Source organism: Deferrisoma palaeochoriense (assembly GCF_054656955.1).
In genome coordinates this window covers 1-20,714 of record NZ_BAAHXI010000008.1, presented here as the reverse complement: position 1 = coordinate 20,714, position 20,714 = coordinate 1, and the positions used below count along the sequence as shown (strand labels likewise).

At 69.6% G+C, this 20,714-nt stretch carries 22 protein-coding genes and 1 tRNA gene; 14 read left to right on the top strand and 9 right to left on the bottom strand.

The features are described 5' to 3' along the window. Positions 1-16 precede the first annotated feature (16 nt). From ACYQ8L_RS03750 to ACYQ8L_RS03720, 7 genes are all read left to right on the top strand, one after another. On the top strand, positions 17-394 hold the full coding sequence (locus ACYQ8L_RS03750; RefSeq protein ID WP_459940434.1) for a response regulator: 378 nt from the start codon (positions 17-19) through the stop codon (positions 392-394). A gap of 78 nt (positions 395-472) precedes the next feature. Next, positions 473-2,965: a sugar phosphate nucleotidyltransferase gene (locus ACYQ8L_RS03745; protein ID WP_459940433.1), complete on the top strand. Its 2,493-nt coding sequence runs from the start codon at positions 473-475 to the stop codon at positions 2,963-2,965. Next, positions 2,962-3,810, top strand: a complete 849-nt coding sequence (locus tag ACYQ8L_RS03740; protein WP_459940432.1) for a potassium channel family protein — start codon at positions 2,962-2,964, stop codon at positions 3,808-3,810. The genes ACYQ8L_RS03745 and ACYQ8L_RS03740 overlap by 4 nt, the downstream gene beginning before the upstream one ends. After that, positions 3,807-4,367 carry an endonuclease V gene (locus ACYQ8L_RS03735; protein ID WP_459940431.1) on the top strand — a complete coding sequence of 187 codons (561 nt, stop codon included), beginning with the start codon at positions 3,807-3,809 and terminating at the stop codon, positions 4,365-4,367. Before ACYQ8L_RS03740 ends, ACYQ8L_RS03735 begins: the two co-directional genes overlap by 4 nt. Positions 4,368-4,524: 157 nt before the next feature. Further along, on the top strand, positions 4,525-6,036 hold the full coding sequence (locus ACYQ8L_RS03730) for an ATP-binding protein (protein WP_459940430.1): 1,512 nt from the start codon (positions 4,525-4,527) through the stop codon (positions 6,034-6,036). Then, positions 6,024-7,352, top strand: coding sequence for a sigma-54-dependent transcriptional regulator (locus tag ACYQ8L_RS03725; protein WP_459940429.1), 1,329 nt, complete (start codon positions 6,024-6,026; stop codon positions 7,350-7,352). The genes ACYQ8L_RS03730 and ACYQ8L_RS03725 overlap by 13 nt, the downstream gene beginning before the upstream one ends. A 103-nt stretch (positions 7,353-7,455) precedes the next feature. After that, positions 7,456-8,163: a hypothetical protein gene (locus tag ACYQ8L_RS03720; protein WP_459940428.1), complete on the top strand. Its 708-nt coding sequence runs from the start codon at positions 7,456-7,458 to the stop codon at positions 8,161-8,163. Between the two features lie 77 nt (positions 8,164-8,240). On the opposite strand, the gene ACYQ8L_RS03715 is transcribed toward ACYQ8L_RS03720, so the two are convergent. The 3 genes from ACYQ8L_RS03715 to rtcA all read right to left on the bottom strand — a co-directional run bounded on the left by ACYQ8L_RS03715 (position 8,241) and on the right by rtcA (position 10,483). Further along, positions 8,241-8,327: transfer RNA gene (locus ACYQ8L_RS03715), tRNA-Leu, on the bottom strand. 474 nt (positions 8,328-8,801) lie between these two features. Beyond that, a complete protein-coding gene (locus ACYQ8L_RS03710; RefSeq protein ID WP_459940427.1) occupies positions 8,802-9,425 on the bottom strand; it encodes an arylesterase in 624 nt (207 codons plus the stop codon). After that, complete coding sequence (rtcA, locus tag ACYQ8L_RS03705) at positions 9,422-10,483, bottom strand: RNA 3'-terminal phosphate cyclase (protein WP_459940426.1); 1,062 nt, start codon at positions 10,481-10,483, stop codon at positions 9,422-9,424. Before rtcA ends, ACYQ8L_RS03710 begins: the two co-directional genes overlap by 4 nt. Positions 10,484-10,612: 129 nt before the next feature. Between rtcA and ACYQ8L_RS03700 the strand changes: the two genes are divergently transcribed. From ACYQ8L_RS03700 to ACYQ8L_RS03680, 5 genes are all read left to right on the top strand, one after another. After that, on the top strand, positions 10,613-11,464 hold the full coding sequence (locus tag ACYQ8L_RS03700) for a DUF1858 domain-containing protein (RefSeq protein WP_459940425.1): 852 nt from the start codon (positions 10,613-10,615) through the stop codon (positions 11,462-11,464). Positions 11,465-11,702: 238 nt separating this feature from the next. Beyond that, positions 11,703-13,148 (top strand): RtcB family protein, encoded by a 1,446-nt coding sequence (locus ACYQ8L_RS03695; protein ID WP_459940424.1) that lies wholly within the window; start codon positions 11,703-11,705, stop codon positions 13,146-13,148. Between the two features lie 5 nt (positions 13,149-13,153). Continuing rightward, complete coding sequence (locus tag ACYQ8L_RS03690; RefSeq protein ID WP_459940423.1) at positions 13,154-13,723, top strand: sigma-70 family RNA polymerase sigma factor; 570 nt, start codon at positions 13,154-13,156, stop codon at positions 13,721-13,723. Next, positions 13,720-13,980 (top strand): anti-sigma factor family protein, encoded by a 261-nt coding sequence (locus ACYQ8L_RS03685; RefSeq protein ID WP_459940422.1) that lies wholly within the window; start codon positions 13,720-13,722, stop codon positions 13,978-13,980. The genes ACYQ8L_RS03690 and ACYQ8L_RS03685 overlap by 4 nt, the downstream gene beginning before the upstream one ends. Beyond that, positions 13,977-14,237, top strand: coding sequence for a hypothetical protein (locus ACYQ8L_RS03680; RefSeq protein ID WP_459940421.1), 261 nt, complete (start codon positions 13,977-13,979; stop codon positions 14,235-14,237). The genes ACYQ8L_RS03685 and ACYQ8L_RS03680 overlap by 4 nt, the downstream gene beginning before the upstream one ends. Before the next feature lie 98 nt (positions 14,238-14,335). Here ACYQ8L_RS03680 and ACYQ8L_RS03675 read toward each other — a convergent pair whose 3' ends face one another. From ACYQ8L_RS03675 to ACYQ8L_RS03660, 4 genes are read right to left on the bottom strand one after another with little or no spacing between them, the layout of a single operon-like run. Further along, positions 14,336-14,782: a HyaD/HybD family hydrogenase maturation endopeptidase gene (locus ACYQ8L_RS03675; protein WP_459940420.1), complete on the bottom strand. Its 447-nt coding sequence runs from the start codon at positions 14,780-14,782 to the stop codon at positions 14,336-14,338. A 7-nt stretch (positions 14,783-14,789) separates the two neighbouring features. Further along, positions 14,790-15,473 (bottom strand): Ni/Fe-hydrogenase, b-type cytochrome subunit, encoded by a 684-nt coding sequence (cybH, locus tag ACYQ8L_RS03670; protein WP_459940419.1) that lies wholly within the window; start codon positions 15,471-15,473, stop codon positions 14,790-14,792. Positions 15,474-15,491: 18 nt separating this feature from the next. Beyond that, complete coding sequence (locus ACYQ8L_RS03665; protein WP_459940418.1) at positions 15,492-17,213, bottom strand: nickel-dependent hydrogenase large subunit; 1,722 nt, start codon at positions 17,211-17,213, stop codon at positions 15,492-15,494. A 38-nt stretch (positions 17,214-17,251) separates the two neighbouring features. Then, on the bottom strand, positions 17,252-18,346 hold the full coding sequence (locus ACYQ8L_RS03660; protein ID WP_459940417.1) for a hydrogenase small subunit: 1,095 nt from the start codon (positions 18,344-18,346) through the stop codon (positions 17,252-17,254). 446 nt (positions 18,347-18,792) lie between these two features. Between ACYQ8L_RS03660 and ACYQ8L_RS03655 the strand changes: the two genes are divergently transcribed. Both ACYQ8L_RS03655 and ACYQ8L_RS03650 read left to right on the top strand, forming a co-directional pair. Then, on the top strand, positions 18,793-19,017 hold the full coding sequence (locus ACYQ8L_RS03655; protein WP_459940416.1) for a TfoX/Sxy family protein: 225 nt from the start codon (positions 18,793-18,795) through the stop codon (positions 19,015-19,017). Beyond that, positions 19,014-19,412, top strand: a complete 399-nt coding sequence (locus ACYQ8L_RS03650; RefSeq protein ID WP_459940415.1) for a threonyl-tRNA synthetase editing domain-containing protein — start codon at positions 19,014-19,016, stop codon at positions 19,410-19,412. Before ACYQ8L_RS03655 ends, ACYQ8L_RS03650 begins: the two co-directional genes overlap by 4 nt. Here the strand turns inward: ACYQ8L_RS03650 and ACYQ8L_RS03645 are convergent. Both ACYQ8L_RS03645 and rpsT read right to left on the bottom strand, forming a co-directional pair. Further along, entirely contained in the window at positions 19,399-19,929 is a 531-nt protein-coding gene (locus tag ACYQ8L_RS03645) for a hypothetical protein (RefSeq protein ID WP_459940414.1), read from the bottom strand. The two genes, ACYQ8L_RS03650 and ACYQ8L_RS03645, sit on opposite strands and share 14 nt — an antisense overlap. Before the next feature lie 135 nt (positions 19,930-20,064). Beyond that, on the bottom strand, positions 20,065-20,343 hold the full coding sequence (rpsT, locus tag ACYQ8L_RS03640; protein WP_459940413.1) for a 30S ribosomal protein S20: 279 nt from the start codon (positions 20,341-20,343) through the stop codon (positions 20,065-20,067). Between the last annotated feature and the right edge of the window lie 371 nt (positions 20,344-20,714).

The window sequence follows — 20,714 nt, the reverse complement described above, 5'->3', positions numbered from 1 at the left end:
CTGGGGAGGAGTGCCCATGTACACCGTGCTGGTGCTGGACGACGAGGAGAGCATCCGGATCCTCTACCGGGAGGAACTCGAGGAGGCGGGGTACCGGGTGCTGTGCGCGGCCACCACGGAGCAGGCTCGGGAGATCCTCGAAAAGAACGAGGTGCACGCGGTGATCCTCGACATCAAGCTCCGGGGGGAGAGCGGGCTCCAGTTCCTCCAGGAACTCACCCGCACCCGCCGGGACCTGCCGGTGGTGCTCTCCACGGCCTACAGTTCGTTCAAGACGGACTACTCGGCCTGGCTCGCCGACGGGTACGTGGTGAAGTCGGGGAGCCTCGACGAGCTCAAGGCCGAACTCGCCCGGGTGTTGGACCGCCGGTACGGGGGCGCGCACGACCAATAGGGGAGACGGAACGGAAAGGAGAAGCGGCCCGGTTCGTCCGGGCTTTTCTTTGCCGTGTGACCGGCGAAGGAGGCATTCATGAAAGCGGTGTTGATGGCCGGCGGGTTCGGAACCCGCATCCAACCCCTGACCCACAGCCTGCCCAAGCCCATGGTGCCGCTGGTGAACCGCCCGATGATGGAGCACATCCTGGAACGGGTGCGCTCGGTGGGAGTGCGCGAGGTCGTGGTTCTCCTCTACTACATGCCCGAGGTGATCCGGGACTACTTCGGGGACGGGTCGCGGTTCGGATTGAACCTCACCTACGTGCTTCCCGACGACGACTACGGCACCGCCGGCGCGGTCAAATGGGCCGAGGAGCACCTGGACGAGACGTTTCTCGTGCTCTCGGGGGACGTGATCACCGATTTCGACCTGGAGGCGATCGTCCGGTTCCACCGGGAGAAACGCACCCCGGTCACGATCACGCTCACGAGCGTTCCCAACCCGCTGCAGTTCGGGGTGGTCATCACCGACGCCGACGGCCGGATTCTCCGGTTCCTGGAAAAGCCCGGTTGGGGCGAGGTGTTCAGCGACACGGTGAACACCGGGATCTACGTGCTCGAACCTGAGGTGCTGGGCCGCATCCCCCGGGGCCGACCGTTTGATTTCTCGAAGGATCTGTTCCCGTCGTTCCTCCGGGACAACATCGCCATTTACGGATACGCCGCCAAGGGGTACTGGCGCGACGTGGGCGACCCCGACGCCTACCGGGAAGCTACGGCAGACGTGCTGGCCGGCAAGGTGGCGCTGACGTTTCCGGGCCGGCGGGTCGAGGTGGACGAGGGGGAGCTCTGGGTCGAGGACGAGGCGTTCTCGCCGCCCGAGGGGTTGCGGGTGCGGGGCCGGGTGGTCCTGGGCCCCGGGGTGGAGATCGGCTCCCGGGTGGAGTTGGAGAACGCGGTGGTGGGGCCCCGGTGCGGCATCGGGGACGGCGCGGTCGTCTCGTCCTCGGTGCTGTGGCGGGAGGTCCGCGTGGGCCCCGGCGCCCGGATCCACCGGGCCGTCCTGTGCGACCGGGTGCGGGTGGGCGAGGCCGTGCGGATCGAGAAGGGCGCCGTGGTGGCCGAGGGCACCGAGATCGGGGACCGGGCGTCGTTCGAGCGCGACCTCATGGTGTGGCCCGAGAAAAAGGTGGAGGCCGGGGCCGTGCTCTCGGCCAATCTCGTGTGGGGGGACAAGTGGAAGAAATCGGTGTTCGAGGCGGGCGCGGTGGAGGGCCGGACGAACATCGAACTCTCCCCCGAGTTCGCGGCCAAGCTGGGCGCCGCCCTGGGCACGATTCTGCGGCCCAACACCGCCATCCTGGTGGGCCGGGACTACCTGCGGGCGAGCCGGATGCTCAAGCGCGCCTTCCTCGGGGGCATCCTCTCCACCGGGGTGGACGTCCACGACGTCAAGATGGTGCCGGTGCCCGTGACCCGCTACAAGCTGGCGAGTTTCGGGGAGGTGGCCGGCGCCTACTTCCAGCAGAGCCCGAGCGACAGCCGAAGCGCCCAGATCGTGTTCTACGACGAGGCCGGCAACCGCATCGACACCAGCCTCGAGAAGTCCATCGAGCGCATCTTTTTTAAGGAGAACTTCCGGCGGGTGGACCACGCCGAGGTGGGGGCGATCCGGGAGCTCGCCGGAATCGACGCGTTCTACCGGGAGGGGTTTCTGCGGGAGTTGGATGCCGACGCCATCCGGGCCCGGCGGTTCCGGGTGGTGGTCGACCTCGACAACGGCACCACCGGCGAGTACCTGCCCCCGCTCCTGAACGCCCTGGGGTGCCGCACCGTGGTGTTGAACGCCTACCCCGACGAGCGGCGGCTGACCCGGCGCATGTACGACCTGGACCGGATCCTCAAGCAGACCGAGGACATCGTGGGGGCCCTGCACGCCGACGTGGGCTTTTACGTATCCCCCGGAGGCCAGAACCTCAAGCTCGTGGACGACCGGGGACGGGTGCGTCAGGACCACGAACTGTTGCTCCTCATCTTGCGCCTCCTGGCCCGATGCCGGCCCGAAGGGGCGCGGGTGTTTCTGCCGGTCACGGCCCCCCGGGTGCTCGACGAGCTGGAGCCGACGCTACGGATCACCCGGGGCAAGACCACGAGCCTCCGGACCTCGGAGCTCATGGACTACGATTTCGTCTCCGAGGCCGATGGGAAATACGCGTTCCCCAAGTTCCTCCACGCCCCCGATGCCATGTTCGCGGCGGCCAAGGTGCTGGAGCTCCTGGCCCGGGCCGGGGCCGACGCCTCGGAGGTCCTGGACGGGCTGCCCCCCTACGCCTACGAACGCCGGCAGATCCCGTGCCCCCACGAGCTCAAAGGGCGGGTCATGCGCCGGATGAGCGAGGACAGCGTGGACAAGGAGGCGAGCTTCGTGGACGGGGTGCAGGTGCTCCTGGGGGAGACCAGCGTGCTCCTCCTGCCCGATCCCTACCGGCCGGTGGTCCATTTGGTGGTGGAGGGCCCCGACACGGCGGCCGTGGCCCGGGAACTTGCGGCCTACGAGGCCAAGGTGCGCGACTGGATGGCGGGGTGAGCCACGTCGGGGTTGGGGCGAACCGGGGTGGGGAGGGGCAGCGGTTCCGGCTCCTGTGCCTCGTGCTCGCCGGGGTGCTCGCCCTGGGGACGCTGGGGTTCATGGGCCTGGAGGGGATGCACCCCCTGGATGCCCTGTATCTCACGGTGATCACCGTGGCCACCGTGGGATACGGGGATCTGCACCCCACCACCCCGGCGGGCAAGTTCCTCGCCGTGGTGCTGATTCTCGGGGGGGTTAGCACCTTCCTCGGTGTCGTTGCGACGGCCACCGAGATGCTCGTAGCCCGCCGGGCCGAGCGGGAGCGGCGACAACGGGTGCAGATGGTGGTCGGCGTGTTCTTCAGCGAGGTGGGGGCGGAGTTGCTCCGCCGCCTTGCGGCGGCCGACCCGGTGCTTGTGGCGGCGCCGCCGCGGGTGCGGCCGGACCGGGCCCGGGAGGACTTCGACGCTCTGGAGCGGCGCCTGGGGAGCCACGAGTTCCCGTTGGACCCGGAACGGCTCGACCTGGCGGACCTGGCCGCTTTCCTCCGGGAGCGGGGCGAGTTGCTCCTGCGGCTGTACGAGAACCCCAATCTCTCCGAACGGGGCGAGTTCGCCGAGCTCCTGCGGACGGTGCTGCACCTGCGTGAGGAGCTTCTCACCCGCCGGGATCTCTCGTCTCTGACGCCGCCGGACCGGCAGCATCTGACCTTCGACGCCCGCAGGGTGTACCCGCTTCTGGCAAGGCGCTGGATTCGGTACGTGGAACACCTGGAGACGGCGTACCCGTACCTGTTCTCGTTCGCCGTGCGCACGAATCCCTTCGACCGGCAGGCGCGGCCCGAGGTGACGGAAGGGTCGTGAGGATCGCGGGCGCCGACTGCGCCTACGACCCCGTGGGCGGGAGATGTGCCGCCGCGGTGGCGGTGCTGGAGGTTCCGGCGCTCACCGTGGCCGGGGTTTCGGCCTGGGTCGGCCCGGTGGAGGCCCCCTATGTCCCCGGCCGGTTGGCCCTCCGGGAGGCGGGGCCGATCCTTCGCGCGCTCGCGGGCCTTTCGGACCCGCCCGATCTCCTCCTGGTGGACGGTCATGGAAGGGCCCACCCGGAACGCCGCGGGCTCGCCTGCGTGGTCGGGGAGGCCGCCGGCCTCCCGACCGTGGGGGTGGCGAAGGACCTCCTGGTGGGCCACCACGCGCCGCTTCCCGAGGCGAGGGGAAGCCGGGCTCCCCTCGTGGACCGGGGGGAGGTGGTGGGCGCCGTGGTCCGTACCCGTACAGGAGTCAAACCGGTTTTTGTGTCGGTGGGCTGGGGCATCGCCCTCGCCCCGGCCGTGGCGCTCGTCCTTCGCGTTTCGCCCCGTTGCCGCATTCCTGAGCCTCTCCGCGCGGCCCACGCTTTGGCCCGCGAGGCCCTGGAATGACCCTCCCCGGCTTTCTTGGCAAGATTCCTTGTGATTGACAAACAAGGTTCTATGTGCTTTCTTCGGCCCAGATCCGCCGGTGGGCGGCCGGTGGGCCGCCCGCAGCGGACGGACCCCGAATTCAACCCTTTAGCCTTTTCTCCCGGTTGCCTCGCCCATGACGGATTCCCCCCGGCAACGACAGGCCGCCTGGAACCGGTATCTCGCCGAGCTGTGGGATCGGGCTCCGGCGGGGGTGGCCGCGTTCACCCCGGCCGGCCGCAGGATCCGGTACGCGAACCCTGCGTTTTGCGAGTTCGCCGGGACGACGCCGGAGCAACTCCTGGACGCCCGCGTGACGGCCGCGCTGGGCCGGGGCGGCCGGCCGATCCTATCGGCCGCCGTGGCCCGGGCCGCAGAGACGGGCGCAGCCGTGCCGGTGAGCCTGGAGGCCGAGGTGCCCCTTCGCCCCCGCCGCCATCTGGAGGGGCAGGTGGCGCTCGTGCCCGTGTCGGAAAAGCGGCGGTTAGGGGTGCTGTACCTGTGGGACGTGACGGCCCACCGGGAGAACGAGCGGGAGCTGGCCGTGGCCCTGTCGCGCCTGAGGCAGGTGGTGGAGGGGTCGCCCCACCCGGTGGTGGTCACCGACGAACGGGGGGTGATCACCCGGTTCAACCGGGGCGCCGAGGCGCTGTTGGGGTTTTCGGCCGCCGAGGTGGTGGGCCGGCGGTACATCCAGGAGTTCTACGAGGGCAACGCCGCCCGGGAGGTCATGGAGCGGGCCCGAAGCCCCGAGCACGGCGGGCCCGGGGTCCTGGAGCGCTACGAGGCGATCCTGATCACCAAGAGCCGCGAGCGGGTGCCCGTGTGGCTCACCGTGCATCTCCTGCGGGACGAAAGGGGGCGGGAGACCGGCACGGTGAGCTTCATCCACGATCTGCGCCACGTGATGGAGCTGGAGCGGCGGCTGGAGGAGGTGCAGATGCAGCTCATCCACGCCGACAAAATGGCCTCCCTGGGGAAGCTGGCCGCGGGGGTGGCCCACGAGATCAACAATCCCCTCGGGGGCATCCTCCTCTTTGGGGGGCTTCTCCTGGAGGACCTGGATTTTTCGGACCCCCGCCGCAGCGACGTGGACCGCATCGTCCAGGAAGCCCGCCGGTGCAAGGAGATCGTCAACTCGCTCCTCGACTTCGCCCACCAAAGGCGGCGCTACCAGGAGCCGGTGGACCTGAACGCGGCCCTCGAGCAGTGCCTGGAGCTCCTCGGGGGGAAGGCGCTGTTCCACAACATCCGGGTGCGCCGGGAGTTGGCCGGGGACCTGCCGCTGGTGGTGGGAAACCCGAGCCAGATCAAGCAGGTGTTCACGAACATCATCACGAACGCCGTGGACGCCATGGACGGGGAGGGGGAGCTCGCGCTCCGGTCGGGGTGCGACCCGGATCGGGGCACCGTGTGGGTCGCCTTCACCGACACCGGCCCCGGCATGCATCCGGGGGTGCGGCAGCGGATCTTCGAGCCGTTCTTCACCACCAAGGAGCCCGGCAAGGGCACGGGGCTCGGGCTTAGCCTCTCGTACAACATCATGCGGATGCACGGCGGGGACATCCGGGTGGACTCGGAGCCCGGGAAGGGGACCACGTTCACGGTGGTGTTCCCGGTGCCGGAGGAGGAACGGTGCGAGCCCTGATCGTGGACGACGAGCGCTCGATCCGGGAGGGCCTGGCCAAAACGCTCCGGCGCATGGGCCACGAGGCCGAGGTGTGCAACGACGGGGCGAGCGCGCTCGACTGCTTCCGCCAGGGCGACTTCGATCTCGTGTTCCTCGACCTCAAGATGCCGGGGCTCGACGGAATGGAGGTGCTGGCCCGGATGCGCGACCTCGACCCCGAGGTCATCGTGGTGATCATCACCGGGTACCCCTCCATCGACAACGTGCTCAAGGCCTTCCGCCTCGGGGCCTACGACTACCTGCCCAAGCCCTTCAGCCCCCAGGAGGTGCGGATCACCACGGCCCGGGCCGAGGAGCGCCGGCGGCTGCGGTTCGAAAACGAGCAACTGCGCCGCCAGCTCCAGGCCCGCACCGACCGCTACGTCATCGGGGCGAGCCCCCGGATGCGCGAGGTGAACGCGCTCATCGAGAAGGTGGCGGCCACCGACACGAGCGTGCTCATCACGGGGGAGAGCGGCACCGGCAAGGAGGTGGTGGCCCGGATGATCTACGAGCTCTCGGCCCGCAAGGACCGGGAGTTCGTGGCGGTGGACTGCTCGGCCCTGGCCGGCCCGCTCCTGGAAAGCGAGCTCTTCGGACATGTGAAGGGCGCGTTCACCGGCGCCCACGCCCCCAAGCGGGGGCTCCTGGAGCTCGCCAACGGGGGCACCTTCTTCCTGGACGAGGTGGGGAACCTGGGCCCGGAGACCCAGGCCAAGCTGCTCAGGGTGCTCCAGGAACGGGAGGTGAAACCGGTGGGCGGGGTCACGGCCCGCAAGGTGGACGTGCGGATCATCGCGGCCACCAACGCCGACCTCGAGGCCGAGGTGGCCGCCGGCCGGTTCCGCCAGGACCTCTACTACCGCCTCGCCGTGTTCCCCATCCACCTGCCCCCGCTTCGGGAGCGCATGGAGGACCTGCCGGAGCTGGTGCGCCATTTCGTGGCGAAGCACGCCCCCAAGGTCCACAAGCGGTTCCGCGAGATCTCCCCCGGGTTTCTTTCGGTGCTTTCGTCGTACAACTTTCCCGGGAACATCCGGGAGCTCGAGAACATCGTGCAGCGGGCCGTGCTCCTCGAGGAATCGGACGTGCTGCGGCCCTCGAGCCTGCCCGCCTACCTCCTTAAGAACCAGCCCAACCACCGGAAGCGCTTCCCCACCCTGGAGGAGTTGGAGCGCGACCACATCGCCCTGGTGCTTCGGGCCTGCGACGGCCAGAAGACCCGAGCCGCCGAGATCCTCGGCATCGACCGAAAAACCCTCTACCGGAAGGTCAAGCAGTACGGGCTGGAGTGACGCTGCCCAGCCCCACCGTCGGCCTCCGGTCCCCCCGCCTCTCAAGAACGGTTCTTCGTTGGCCGATGAGGGGACCAGACACTCCACGGAGGGAGGTGCCGCCATGTTGACCGCCACGACCCCCTGCTGCCCGGGCCCTTCCGGATTTTCCGGGGGCCCCGCGCTCCTGCGCGAACTCTCGATCGAGCGCACCCAGCGGCTCGACCTCTCGTTCACCGACGAACAGGGGCAGGAATACCGCCTGACCCTGGAGCGGGACATCTCGCTCCACGCCCTCACCTACGACCGGCGAGGCGCGCTCGCGGGCCGGGGCCGGCTGCGGCGGCCCGCGGACTGGGAGCGCCTGCTGGCCGAGTCCGACCGGGCCGTGGAGGGATTCCGCAAGATCCTCCACCGGTTCGTGAAGGCCCTGCGCAAGGGCGAGGCCTCCCACCTCGGGGACGTCGCGCCTGGCGTCCTCCCGAAGGGGGGCCGGGGCGCGGCCTCGTACGTGGAGGTGGAACAGTCCGTCCGGATCACCCTGGAGGGCCCCGAGGGCGCGCTGGCCGGCGACTGGAGTGTCGAGGCCACGGCGGGGCGGCTCCGGGACTTCGGCGTGGGGCTCTACCGGGGCGGGGACCGGGGCGAACACGCGGCGAAGATGATCCAGGCGATGGAGCGGGGCTACGAGGAGGCCCGGATCGCGTTCGGCGGGGAGCTCCCGGACGTCGCGCGTCAGACGGTGGATCTGGCCCGAAGGCTCCTGGAGGAGTGGGCGAAGGGGGAAACCGCGGAGCCCGACCCCGCCGACGCCCTCGACCTGGTGGCGTGAGACCTCCCCCAGGCCCTAGGGGAAACGCGCCGTCGGCGCTCGGTTTGGCTCTTGCCGCCCAGCCGCCGGCCGAGATGTGGTGCCCGGGGCGGGAGTCGAACCCGCACGGGCCGAAGCCCTAGGGATTTTAAGTCCCTTGTGTCTACCTGTTCCACCACCCGGGCACGGGCCCGGCAAGATAGCACCCCGGCGCGCCCGGCCTCAAGATGGTCGGCGGAACGTACCGGGAGCGCCGGCGGGGAGGAGTCGAACCACGGAGGACACGGAGGGCATGGAGATCCGGAGCCCGTTCCCCACCCACCACCGGCAACACCGTCGCAGGCTTCGGTACTACGCAGCACCCCCGGCCGGATTCACACCAAGTTACCTTCACAGCTACCGTTTTCTGATTCGGCCCGGCAAGGGGCCTGGTTCCGGCCGTGCGTGAGTGCGGCATCCGGCTTACGCTGCAGCCGGCACTCAGCCCGGCGCCGCCATGAACGGCGGAAACACGAACGTTGGCGAGTCATTGGTGGGCTCATGGCGAGGGAGACATCGGCTGAGTGCCGGCTGCAGCGACTGTAGGAGCCACGCCCGGCGCTCCACCAGGCCCCTTGCCGGGTCCCCGGGTTGGGTGTCTGTCTGGACGCAACCTGGTATCACTCCACCGCCCCGGCCCGGCGAAGGAGCGCGGCCACGGCTTTTGCGAGCCGGCGGTACCCCCGGGCGTTGGGATGGATGGGGTCGCTCTTGAGGTCCGGCGAGGTCAGCACCTCCCGGAGGACCTCGGTTTCCACCGGCACCCCGAACTCCTCCCCCAGTTCCTCGTAGAGGCCGGGCACCCTCACGAGCAGGTTCGGCCGCGGCACGGCCACGAGCACCACCTCCGCCCCGAACTCCCGGGCGGTCCGGATCATCCGCCGCAGGTTCTCCTCCACCCGTTCGGGCGGGGCGCCCCGGAGGAAATCGTTTCCCCCCTCGCACAGGATAACGAGCCGGGGCCGATGGGCCTCGAGTTCTCCCGCCAGCCGGCCGAGCCCCTCCCCGGTGGTCTCCCCTGGCCGTCCCGCGTTCACCACGGGCCGGCCCACGAGGGCTTCGAGGACCGACGGGTAGCCCTCCCCGGGCGCGGCGCCGGTGCCGGCGGTGAGGCTGTCGCCGAAGGCGAGAATCATCTCCCCCGGCGCCAGGGGCGAAAGCCGGGGCTCGCCCCGGGAACAGGCGATCCCGGCGGCCAGGAGCGCCGTTCCGAAAAGGGCGGCAAGGAACCCGCCCGTCCTCATGTCACCTCGCGGGTGCCGCGGACCCGCACCCGGCCGGGCGCGCCTTCCGCCCCCTCGATCTCGATCTCCACCTCCGGCAGGAACTGGCGGATCACCCAGGCGTTGGTGGTGAGGTGCCGGGTGATGCGGGCCGCGGTGAACACCGACTCCTCCGGCACGAGGGCCAGGGGCAGGAGGAGCTGGTCGGCCAGGTGGGCGTCCACGGCGGCATCGGACGCGAGGATCTCGAGAAGCTCGTCCACCGCCTCGTCGGCCACGGCCTCGGCCGGCTTGCCCCGTTCCCCCAGGGCCGAGGCCCCGAGCCGGGGGCCCGCTTCGGGGGCAACCTCCAAAAAGACGTAGGCTCCGGGGCTCGGGGCCTCGAGGCGCCGTTCGTCCACCCGGGCTTCGAGGCCTTCCCGCCGGAGTCTCTCTCGCACGCGCTGGGCCATCCGGCGGGCCACGTGATCGGGAAGCCCGGCCGCCGCAGCCACCCCGCGGATCTCCCGCACCGGCGCCCTCTCCTCGGCCCGAAGGGGCCCACGAGCCCCGGCGGGCCCGAGCCAGGCCACGATCTCGCCGCCGCCCTTCGGGTAGAACCCGGCCCGGCGCAGTTCGGCCCGCACGGGAAACCCCAGGGCCGTGACCGCCGGGGCCCAGACCCTCGCCAGGTGCTCGAAGGGGGGGCTCCAGGGCACGTGGGTGCCACCGGCCACGTGGACCTCCGATTCGAGGGTGGCGATGGCCAGGGGAATGGCCACGGTGTGGAGGACGAGGCCCGTGGCGCCGGCCGTCCCGATCTCCCACCGGTAGGCCTCGGGGAAGATCCCGGTGGGCTCGAACCGGAGTTCCCGTGACCCTTTCACGTCGCCCTCCACCCGCGCCCGGCCCACCTCGGCCGCCGCCCACACGGCGGTGAGGTGCTGGGGCGCGAGCCCGGGCCGCGGCCGACCGGCGCGCACGTTGCGGAGCTCCACGGGGCGGCGGGTCACGAGGGAGAGCGCGAGCGCCGTGCGGAGCACCTGGCCCCCGCCCTCGCCGTACGAGCCGTCCACGGTAACGGGTGTCCTCGTGTTCATGCTGCCTCCTCCCAACCGTTGGAAACCGCCTCGGTTTGACCGTTGTCAAGGCCTGCACCGGCACCCTGAGATACGGTAGCGGCAGCTTCGGAAAACGCAACTCCCCATTGGGGGGAAAGGAGGTCCGTCATGGATCGGTACACCAAGGGATTCGTTGTCGCGTCGGTGATCTACCTGGCCCTGGCGGCCGGCTTGGGGCTTTGGATGGGCATGGGGGACGCCCCGGCCTGGGCCCGGTTTGGGCACGTGCATTTCAACCTGCTCGGCTTCATGGCCATGATGGTGTACGGCGTGGGGTACTTCGTGCTCCCGCGGTTCAACGCCAGGGAGTTGCGCTGGCCCCAGTGGGTGGGGCTCCATTTCTGGGTCTCCAACGTGGGGCTCGTGGGCATGGTGGCGGCGTACCCCGGGAGCCCGTCGACCGCCTTCGGGCTCTTTTCGGGCCTGAGCCTCCTGGGCGTTCTCCTTTTCGCCGTGAACATCGCGGCCACCCTGCTGGCGCCCGAGGAAGCGGGGGAGGAGGTGGAGACGACCGCGACCCCTGCGACTCCCAGTTCGGACGTCGGGATCGGTCCGGACACCCGGGTGGGGGAGATCCTGGAGCGCTGGCCCGAGGCCGCCGAGGTGTTCGTGGAGCACGGGTTCCAGGGCCTTGCCGACCCCGCCCACCGGGAGCAGGTGAAGTCGCTGCCGATCACGGTGGCCATGGCGTGCCAGCGCCACGGGGTGGACGCGGAGGAACTGCTCGGGGCCCTGCGCCGGGTGGTGGCGGGGTCGGGCCCGGCCCCGAAGGTGGGCCCCAACGACGTGATCGGCGACGTGCTCGCCCGGTACCCCGGCACGGAGGCGGTGTTCCGCAAGTACTACGGCACGGGGTGCTTTTCGTGCCCCGGCCAGAAGACGGAGACGATTCGTCAGAGCGCCATGATCCACAACGTGGACGTGGAGCGACTGCTGGAGGATCTGAACAAGGCGGCTTGACGCCCCCCGTGTTCGGGGGCGGGGATTGCGGTATACTTCCAAGCCTCCGGGGCGCCGATGCCCGGGGGCTTTATTGTGCCGATGGCGCCTGCGGAGGTGGGCTCTCCCAGGATCGGGGGGCTCGGATCGCAGGTGGGACCGGCGGCGCTGGAACCGGAAGCGATTGCAGCCCCCGGGCTTCCTGGCGGACCGGCGCCCCGGCATGCGGACTTACGCCGAAGACCCAAGGAGTCCAGCCATGGCCGAAGAGATCCCGCTTCGCCGGCTCGACGAGTACCGTTGGGAGATTCCCCAGCAGGATCCGATGCGGGTGCCGGGGATCGTGTACGCGAGCGACCGGATGATCGACCACATCCGGGCCGAGCGGGCGCCCGAACAGGTGCGGAACGTAGCCACGCTGCCGGGCATCCTGAAGGCGAGCATGGCCATGCCCGACGTCCACTGGGGCTACGGGTTCCCGATCGGGGGCGTGGCGGCCATGGACGCCGAAGACGGCGTGGTGAGCCCGGGGGGGGTCGGGTACGACATCAACTGCGGATGCCGGCTCATGACCACCCACCTCGGGCTCGACGAGGTGCGGCCCCGCCTTCGGGAACTGGTGGGGGCCCTGTTCTCCCGGATCCCCTCGGGGGTCGGCTCCACCGGGGCCATCCGGCTGTCCAGGAAGGACGAGCGAAAACTGCTGGTGCAGGGCGCCCGGTGGGCCGTGGAGCAGGGGTACGGGTGGCCCGAGGACCTGGAGGCCACCGAGGAGGAGGGGTGCCTCGAGGGAGCCGACCCCGAGGCGGTGTCCCCTCGGGCCTACGAGCGGGGGTTCAACCAGGTGGGCACCCTGGGGTCGGGGAACCACTTCCTCGAGGTCCAGTACGTGGAGCGGGTGTTCGACCCCGAGGCCGCGGCCGCCTACGGCCTGGAGGAGGGCCGGATCACCGTGATGATCCATTCGGGCAGCCGGGGGTTCGGGTACCAGGTCTGCGACGACTACCTCAAGGTCATGGCCCGGGAGGTGGCCCGGGAAGGTCTCCAGTTGCCGGACCGCCAACTGGCCTGCGCGTTTGTGAAGAGCGAGGCCGCCCGGCGGTACCTGGGGGCCATGGCCGCGGCCGCGAACTACGCCTGGGCGAACCGCCAGGCGCTCATGCACTGGACCCGGGAGGTGTTTCTCGAGTTCTTCGGGGCCTCACCCCGGGACCTGGGCTTGCGGCTCCTCTACGACGTGGCCCACAACATCGCCAAGCGGGAGCTTCACCGGGTAGACGGCGAGGAACGCTGGGTGATCGTCCACCGAAAGGGGGCCACCCGGGCGTTCGGACCGGGCGATCCCCGGGTGCCGGCCCGGTACCGGGCCGTGGGCCAGCCCGTGCTGATCCCGGGCGACATGGGCCGGGCCTCCTACGTGCTCCGGGGCACGGCGAAGGCCATGGAGGAGACCTTCGGATCCACCTGCCACGGGGCCGGGAGGGTTCTCAGCCGGAGCGCCGCGCTGAAGCGGAAACACGGCGCCCAGGTCCGGCGGGACCTCGAGGCCCAGGGCATCTTCGTGTTCTCGGCGGGCATGAAGACGCTGGCCGAGGAGATGCCCGAGGCGTACAAGGATGTGGACGACGTGGTGGAGGTGGTGGACGGGGCCGGCATCTCCAAGAAGGTCGCGCGGCTCCGGCCCCTCGGCGTGGTCAAGGGCTGAGCACCGTGGGCTGGGAGCCGCTCCCGGACCCGGCCGAGTGGGTGGACCGGTACGGCGATCTCCTGTACCGATACGCGCTCGCCCGGGTGGCCGATCCGGAGGTGGCCCGGGATCTCGTGCAGGAAACCCTGGTGGCCGGCCTCAGGAACCGCGAATCGTTCGGCGGCCGCTCCGATCCCCGGACGTGGCTCGTCGGGATCCTAAGGCACAAGATCCTGGACCATTTCCGCCGCACCAGCCGCGAGGCCCTGGACGACGGGGCAGACCCCGAGGCCGAGGCCTTCGGGGCCGATGGCCGCTGGCGAACGCCCCTGGGGTGGATGGCCGACCCGGCCCGGCTCGCCGAGGGCCGGGGCTTTTGGCAAGCCCTCGTGCGCTGCCTGCGGGGGGTGCCGCCGCGCCAGGCTGCGGCCTTCGTGCTGCGGGAGCTCGAAGGGCTCGACACCGAGGCCCTGTGTCAGGAGATGGGGATCACCCCGACGAACGCATGGGTCCTTCTCCACCGGGCGCGGCTCGCCCTGCGCCGGTGCCTAGCCGAGGAGGGCTTCGGGGGAGAGGAGAGCGAGACACCATGATGACCTGCCGGGAGGCCAGCCGATGGATCTCCCAGGAACTCGATGCCTCCCTTCCGATGGGCCGGCGGATCGCCCTGCGGATCCACGTGGGGCTTTGCGGGGCCTGCCGGGCCTACCGCAGGGACCTGCGGGCCTTGGCCGGCTGGCTGCGGGAGCACGCGGGCCGGGTGGGGGAGTGGGAGGAGGCCCTGGAGGTGGGGTTGGCGCCCGCGGACCGGGACCGGATCGCCCGGGCCCTGGCGGAGGCGGGGGAATGAGGGCGGTCTGGGCCGCCGGGGTGGGACTGTTGCTCGCCGCGGGCTGCGGCGGCGTGCCCAACGGTGATCCGGCGTCAAAACTGTTCGTGCGGGCCTGTTCCCGGTGCCATCCGGCCGAAACCGCCCTGGGGGTGCGAAGGGACCTGGAGGGGTGGCGCCGCACGATCTGGGGCATGCGCCAGAAAGGGGCCCGGATCGACGACCAAGAAGCCGAGGAGATCGCCCGCTACCTCGCCCGGGTGAGGGGAATCCGGTAGCCGGAATCCGGAGCTCGGGGGGCGCCCCGTCCGCCGACCTGCCGGCCCGCCTCGCGTCCCAGCCTCCCAGCCCTCCAGCTTCCTAGCCTCCCAGCTTTCTAGCTTTCCAGCCTTCTCACCTCCACCCCCCACTCCCGTAGCACCTCGGCCGCCGCGTCGGCGAGCCGGGGCAGGCTGCGTCGAACGGGCTCCGAGAGTTCCACCCCGGGCGCGACGCTTTCGGGTTCGATCCCGAGCACCACCAGCCGCTCGGGCATGCGCCCCAGGAGCTCCAGCGCCGCCGCGAGGTCCTGGATGCCCATCTGGTGCGGGGATAGGCACTGGCCGAGCACCCGGGGGATGTCCTCGCCCTCGATCCGCATCACGGTGCCGGGCTCCCGGCCCGTGACCACGCAGTCGAGGATCAGCACCCGGGGGTACCCCTCCACGATGTGGAGCAGATCGAGCCCCAGGGTTCCCCCGTCCACCAGGTCCACCCCCTCGGGAACCTGGTAGGCCGAAGAAAACGCGGCCAGGGCTTCCACCCCGGCCGCGTCGTCGGTCATGATACGGTTACCGACCCCGAGGATCAGCGTCCGCGAACTTCTCGAGCTCTCCGTACTTGTATCCACTGAACATGCTCCCGGCGGTACCGTCCCGCTCGGCCAGGTCCGAGACCCACATGGCGTAGATGTGGTTGATGAAGAACGCGAAGATCACCCACATCGCGAAGTAGTGGGCGAGCCGGATCCACTGGTTCGTGGCGATGTCGAACACCCAGCCGGTAAGCCGGTAGGCCGTGCCGGCCGGGTCGTACTGCCCGAACAGGGCAAACCCGCTCACCACCTGAAACCACAAGAGCAGGAACAGGAACCCGTACACCGTCGACGCGATGGCGTTGTGCCCCAGGTGGGGGGGCATGCGCTTTTCAAGGAACAGATAATACTTCAGCACGCCCCAGATGTCCCGCCAGCCCTTGCGGGTCAGATACGGGAAGAATGTGGAGAACCGGGCGTACCGGTTCCCCACGAACGCCCAGTACAGCCGCCCGGCCAGGCCGACCAAGAGCACCCAGCCCGCCACGAAATGGATCGTGCGGGCCCACCCCATCAGGTACGGGAACGCGGTCTGGGGGGTGCTCAAAAACGGCCAGTGGATGTAGGCTCCGGTGAGGCTCAGCACCACGATGGCCAGGAAGTTGGTCCAGTGGAACAGCCGGACCGGGAACTCCCACACCTTGATTGCGAGCCGTCGCATGGCTCCCTCCTTCCCGGCTTAGAGGACCTGGACCCGGGTGATCTCCCGGCCCTTGCCGTCGAGCACGTGAACCGCGCAGGCCAGGCAGGGGTCGAAGGAGTGGATCGTCCGCAGGATCTCCAAGGGTTTTTCCGGATCGGCGATGGGCGTGCCGATCAGGGCCTCCTCGTAGGGGCCCCGCTGCCCCTTGTGGTCCCGGGGCGAGGCGTTCCAGGTGCTCGGCACCACGGCCTGGTAGTTGGCGATCTGGCCGTTTTTGATCCGGATCCAGTGGCTGAGCATGCCGCGGGGCGCCTCGTGGAAGCCCACCCCCTCGGCCTCGGCCGGCCAGGCCGACGGGTCCCAACGCTCGGTGTCGGCGATCCGCAGGTCGCCCTTGCCCATGTTGGCCGCGAGCATGTCGAGCCATTCCAGGTTCTTTCGGGCCATGATGAGCGTCTCCACCCCCCGGGCCGCCGTTCGGCCCAGGGTCGAGAACAGCGCGGAGGCTGGAACCTTCAGGGTCTGGAACACGAAGTCCACCGTCTCCTTGATCTCCTTGTGGCCCTGGGCGTAGCCCACCACCATCCTGGCGAGCGGCCCCACCTCGAAGGGGGTGTCCTCGTACCGGGGCGCCTTGACCCAGGAGTACTTGCTGTCGGTGTCGGAGACATACTGGTCGGGGTACGGGGGCTTGGGCCCCGTGTAGTGGGGCTCGGTCTCCCCCTTCCAGGGCAGGAGCCCCTTGTCGTCGCCGGCCGAGTACCGGTACCAGCTGTGGGTCACGTACTCGGCGATGCCCTCCGCCTTGGGCTGGGCCGCGTTGGGGAACTCGCCCTTGCGCACGTAGCCGGGCTTGAGCCAGTAGTCCTCCCGGCGCTGGCCCTCGGCCGTGGGGAAGTCGCCGAAGGTGAGGTAGTTCTGGACCCCGGCGCCGTATTTCGCCCACTCCAGGTAGAACGGGGCCACGGCCAGGAGGTCCGGGATGTACACCTTCTCCACGAACTCCTTGGCCTGGACGAGCCACTGCCGGATCATCATGAGCTTGTCGGCGTTGAGCGCGTTCTGGGCGTTGGGGTCCACCGGAATGGCCATGCCGCCGGCGAGGAAGGTCTGGGGGTGGGGGTTCTTGGCACCCAGCACCGCCTGAATCTTGATCACCTCCCGCTGCCAGTCGAGCGCCTCCAGGTAGTGGGCCACGGCCATCAGGTTCGCCTCGGGCGGGAGTTTGTAGGCCGGGTGGCCCCAGTACGCGTTGGCGAAGGGCCCCAGGCGCTTCGTGCCGGCGAACGCGGCCAGCCGCTTTTGCACCGTGGCGAAGTAGTCCTTGGAGCTCTTCGGCCAGTCGGAGATGGACTGGGCGAGCTTGGCGGTCTCGCCCGGGTCGGCCTTCAACGCCGAAACGATGTCCACCCAGTCCAGGGCGTGCAGGTGGTAAAAGTGGATCACGTGGTCCTGTACGTGTTGAATGCCCATGATCAGGTTGCGGATGAGCTCCGCGTTCAGGGGCACCTGCATCCCGACCGCGTCCTCGACGGCCCGCACCGAGGCCACGGAGTGCACGGTGGTGCACACCCCGCAGAACCGCTGGGTCCAGTACCAGGCCTCCCGGGGGTCACGGCCCTGGAGGATCTTCTCGATCCCCCGCCACATGGTGCCGATGCTCCAGGCGTCGGTGATGACCCCGTCCTCCACCTTGGCCTCGATGCGCAGATGTCCCTCGATACGAGTAACCGGATCGACCACGATCTTCTTGGCCATCGATCGTCTCCCTTACGGCAAACGCCCGGCGCGGGCGGTTAGTCCTTTTTGCCCTTCATCCGAAGTTGCACGGTCTTGGCCACCCCGTGGGCGGCGAAGGCCGCGGCGGTGGCCGCGGTGAGCCCCACCCCGATCTTCGTGGCCGTGGCCTCGGCGCCGAAGCCCGGCACGTTGGGCAGCCGGCCGTAGAACGGGCTCATGGAGTCCCAGAACCCCGGCTCCGAGCAGCCCACGCAGGGGTGGCCCGCGCCGACGGGCCAGCTCACCCCGTCGTTCCAGCGCACCTGGGGGCAGTTGTGGAACGTGGCCGGCCCCTTGCAGCCCATCTTGTAGAGGCACCACCCCTGCCGGTGGCCGTGGTCGCCCCAGGCCTCCACGAACTGGCCGGCGTCGAAATGGCCCCGGCGTTCGCAGTTGTCGTGGATGCGCTTGCCGTAGGCGAAGAGCGGCCGCTTGTACCGGTCGAGCTGGGGCAGGGTGCCGAAGGTCAGCAGGTGGGCCACCGTGCCGGTGAGGTTCGCAACGTTCAGGGGGCAACCGGGCAGGTTCACCACGGGGATCGACGGCAGCAACTCCGAAACGCTCACCGCGCCGGTGGGGTTGGGGTAGGCGGCCTGGATGCCGCCGTAGGCCGAGCACGTGCCCGCGGCGATCGTGGCCATGGCGTTTGTGCACACCTCGGTGGCGATGTCCACGGCCGAGCGGCCGCCGATGCAGCAGTAGGATCCCCCGTCCTTGGTGGGGATGCCGCCCTCCACCACGGCGATGTACTTCCCCTTGTACTCCTCGAGTGTCTTCTGGCGGGCCCCCTCGGCCTGATGCCCGGCCGCGGCCATGATGGTCTCGTGGTAGTCCACCGACAGATAGTCGAGCACCAGCTCGGCCACCGTGGGTCGCGAGGCCCGCAGCAGCGACTCGCTGTCGCCCGTGCACTCCTGGAAATGGAGCCAGATCACGGGGGGGCGCTTGTCGTCGGCGAGCGCCGCCGCCACCTTCTCGGCCGCTCCCATCGGGAGCGCCAAGGTGGCCGCCAGCCCCGTGCAGAACTTCATGAAGTCCCGCCGGTTCACCCCCCGGCTCTCCAAGTACTCCTCCAATTTCGTGTTTGCGATGGGGTCTCTTCGTTCGGCCATGACTCTCCTCTCCAATCGGGGACCCTAACAGCGAACCCTCCCGAAAAATGGGCCGGCGCAGTGTAGGAACCTCCATGCGGAAAATCAAGCCCCTAGTTTCAAAACGCGTATGGTTTTCCCTGGATGAACGGGTGGCTAAAATTGGCCAGGGCGTGACGGAAATTGGACACTCTGTTTCAGGGGCTATGAAAAATGGTTCATATTGGCCTGAATGAAGTGGAGGGACGCTGATCGGTGTGGAGAGTGAGGGGTAAAAGATGTCTCGAAGCCGTTGTGCCGAAGGAAAGAGGAAAGGGTTTGATGGGAAGAAAAGAGGTTTGAGAATCCGTCCCGGCGGGCGTTTGGCAGCGCCGTTTGGGGTTCCGGTTGGAAACGGGGCGGTGGGTTGGGGTAGGTTGAACCCTCCCGCAATGAGGCCCCAAGGGGGGGCGGACCGGAGGGAGAAGATGGGCTACAACGAGGATCTGGACCTGCGGATCCGGGACATCGTGGGTCGATGGCCGGGCCGCGCCGCCAAAAAGATGTTCGGAGGGGTGTGCCACCTGTGGAGGGGGCACATGGTGGCCGGGGTGCACGGCGACCACCTCATCGTGCGCCTCGGGCCGGAGGGGGCGGAGCGGGCCCTCGCCGAACCCCACGTGCGGCCCTTCGACATCACCGGCCGGCCGTGAGGGTTCTTCTTTGGTACTGCGGCCGGTTCGCGTGGCGCCCGGCCTTCCGGACCCTGGAGACGGCCCCGCCGGCCGAACCGGGCGAGGTGCGGGAGGCCGTGGTGGCCTTCGTCCACGTGGAACCGGGCGACGGGCCCGACCAGGAAACCAAGCTCGTCAAGAACGTGAAATGGCTCGCCCGCAAGTGGAACGTGCGCCGGACGGTGCTCCACTCGTTCACCCACCTGGCCGAGGAGAAGGCGGATCCGGACGAGGCGCTGGAACTGCTGCGGCGGGCGGCGGCGCGGCTCGAGGCGGCGCAGTATCCCGCCGCGCTCACGCCCTACGGTTACTACCACGACCTTACGGTGGAGGCGCCGGGGCACCCGTTGGCGCGAATCTTCAAGGCGTTTTGACGCCGCCGGCCTGGGGGAGGTCCGGGAGAGGGTCGGGAAGAACGCGACTCTGGAACTCGGCCACCACCCGGTCGCCCCGCCGGAGAAACGCCGCCGGGCAGCCCCATGCGTTGCACAGGGCCAACACCTGGGTCCAATCGGGTTCCGGCCGGAGGAACAGGGCCACGTAGGAGGCCCCGGGCCGGCAGTCGTGGGGCGCGAGGAGCGGCAGGGGTTCGCGGCAGGCGGGACTCGCCACCTCCACCACCGTGCCGATAGGGAACTCCACCTCGCACACCTTCCGCTTGTCCCCGCCGAAGGGGCTCAAGACCACCAGCCCGGCCCGATCGCCCGCGCGGCACCAAACCCCGATGCCGGGTTTGCCGCGAAACCCGGGGTGCTCGGGGCGGACCAACGGGTGGCCCCGGGGGCAGAACGCCGCATCGACCAAAAGGTCTTCGGGTTCCTCGGGCGGCGCGGCCCGGTGGGGGGCGGGTTCCGGAAAGACCAGGCGTCCGGCGGCGTCGTAGAGGGGCATGGCATCCTCCTGGACAGCGGGGATGCCATCACCCTATCACAAGTTCACAAGAAGGGAAGGGGGGCCCTGGGCCCAAACGAATACCGCCCCGGCCAAACGGCCGGGGCGGCGGGGAACCATCAGGGGGTGCGCGGATCAGGCGGCCTGCTGCCCCTTGAGGGCCTGGACCTGCCGCGTGAGCCGCGAGATGTGCCGGGCCGCCTTGTTCCGGTGGATCACGCCCTTGATCACGGCCCGGTGAAGGTACGGCGCGGCCTTCTGGAGCGCCGCCTCGGCCTGGGCGGCGTCCCCGGCCTCCACGGCCATGCGCACGGCCTTGATGAGGTTGCGGTAACGGGTGCGCACGGCCTTGTTGCGCATCCGGCGCTTCTCGTCCTGCTTCATCTTCTTGAGGGCTGATTTGTGGTTCGCCACGGGGGCCTCCTCCCGTCTGGATCTCGAAAGGTTCGGGTGGGTTCCGAAAGCGGTGCTTCTACCACCGCGGGCGGGGGAGTGTCAAGACAAAGGGCCAAGCGGCCTAGAGAGCATATTGACCCGGCGCCAATAGACGCGCGTAAGGAGATCGCGAGGGCATGGGGCCTGCTTCCGTCCGGGCGTGAGTGCGGCATCCGGCTTACGCTGCATCCGGCACTCAGCCGGGTGGACGTAACTGCCTAGCAAGTCGGGGCGTTTTTGTCGGTCCGATTCGTCGGGAGAGTCCCAGTCATCGGCTGAGTGCCGGACGCAGCGACTGTAGGAGCCACGCCCGGCGCTCCAGCAGGCCCCATGCCCTCGGCCGGGCCTAT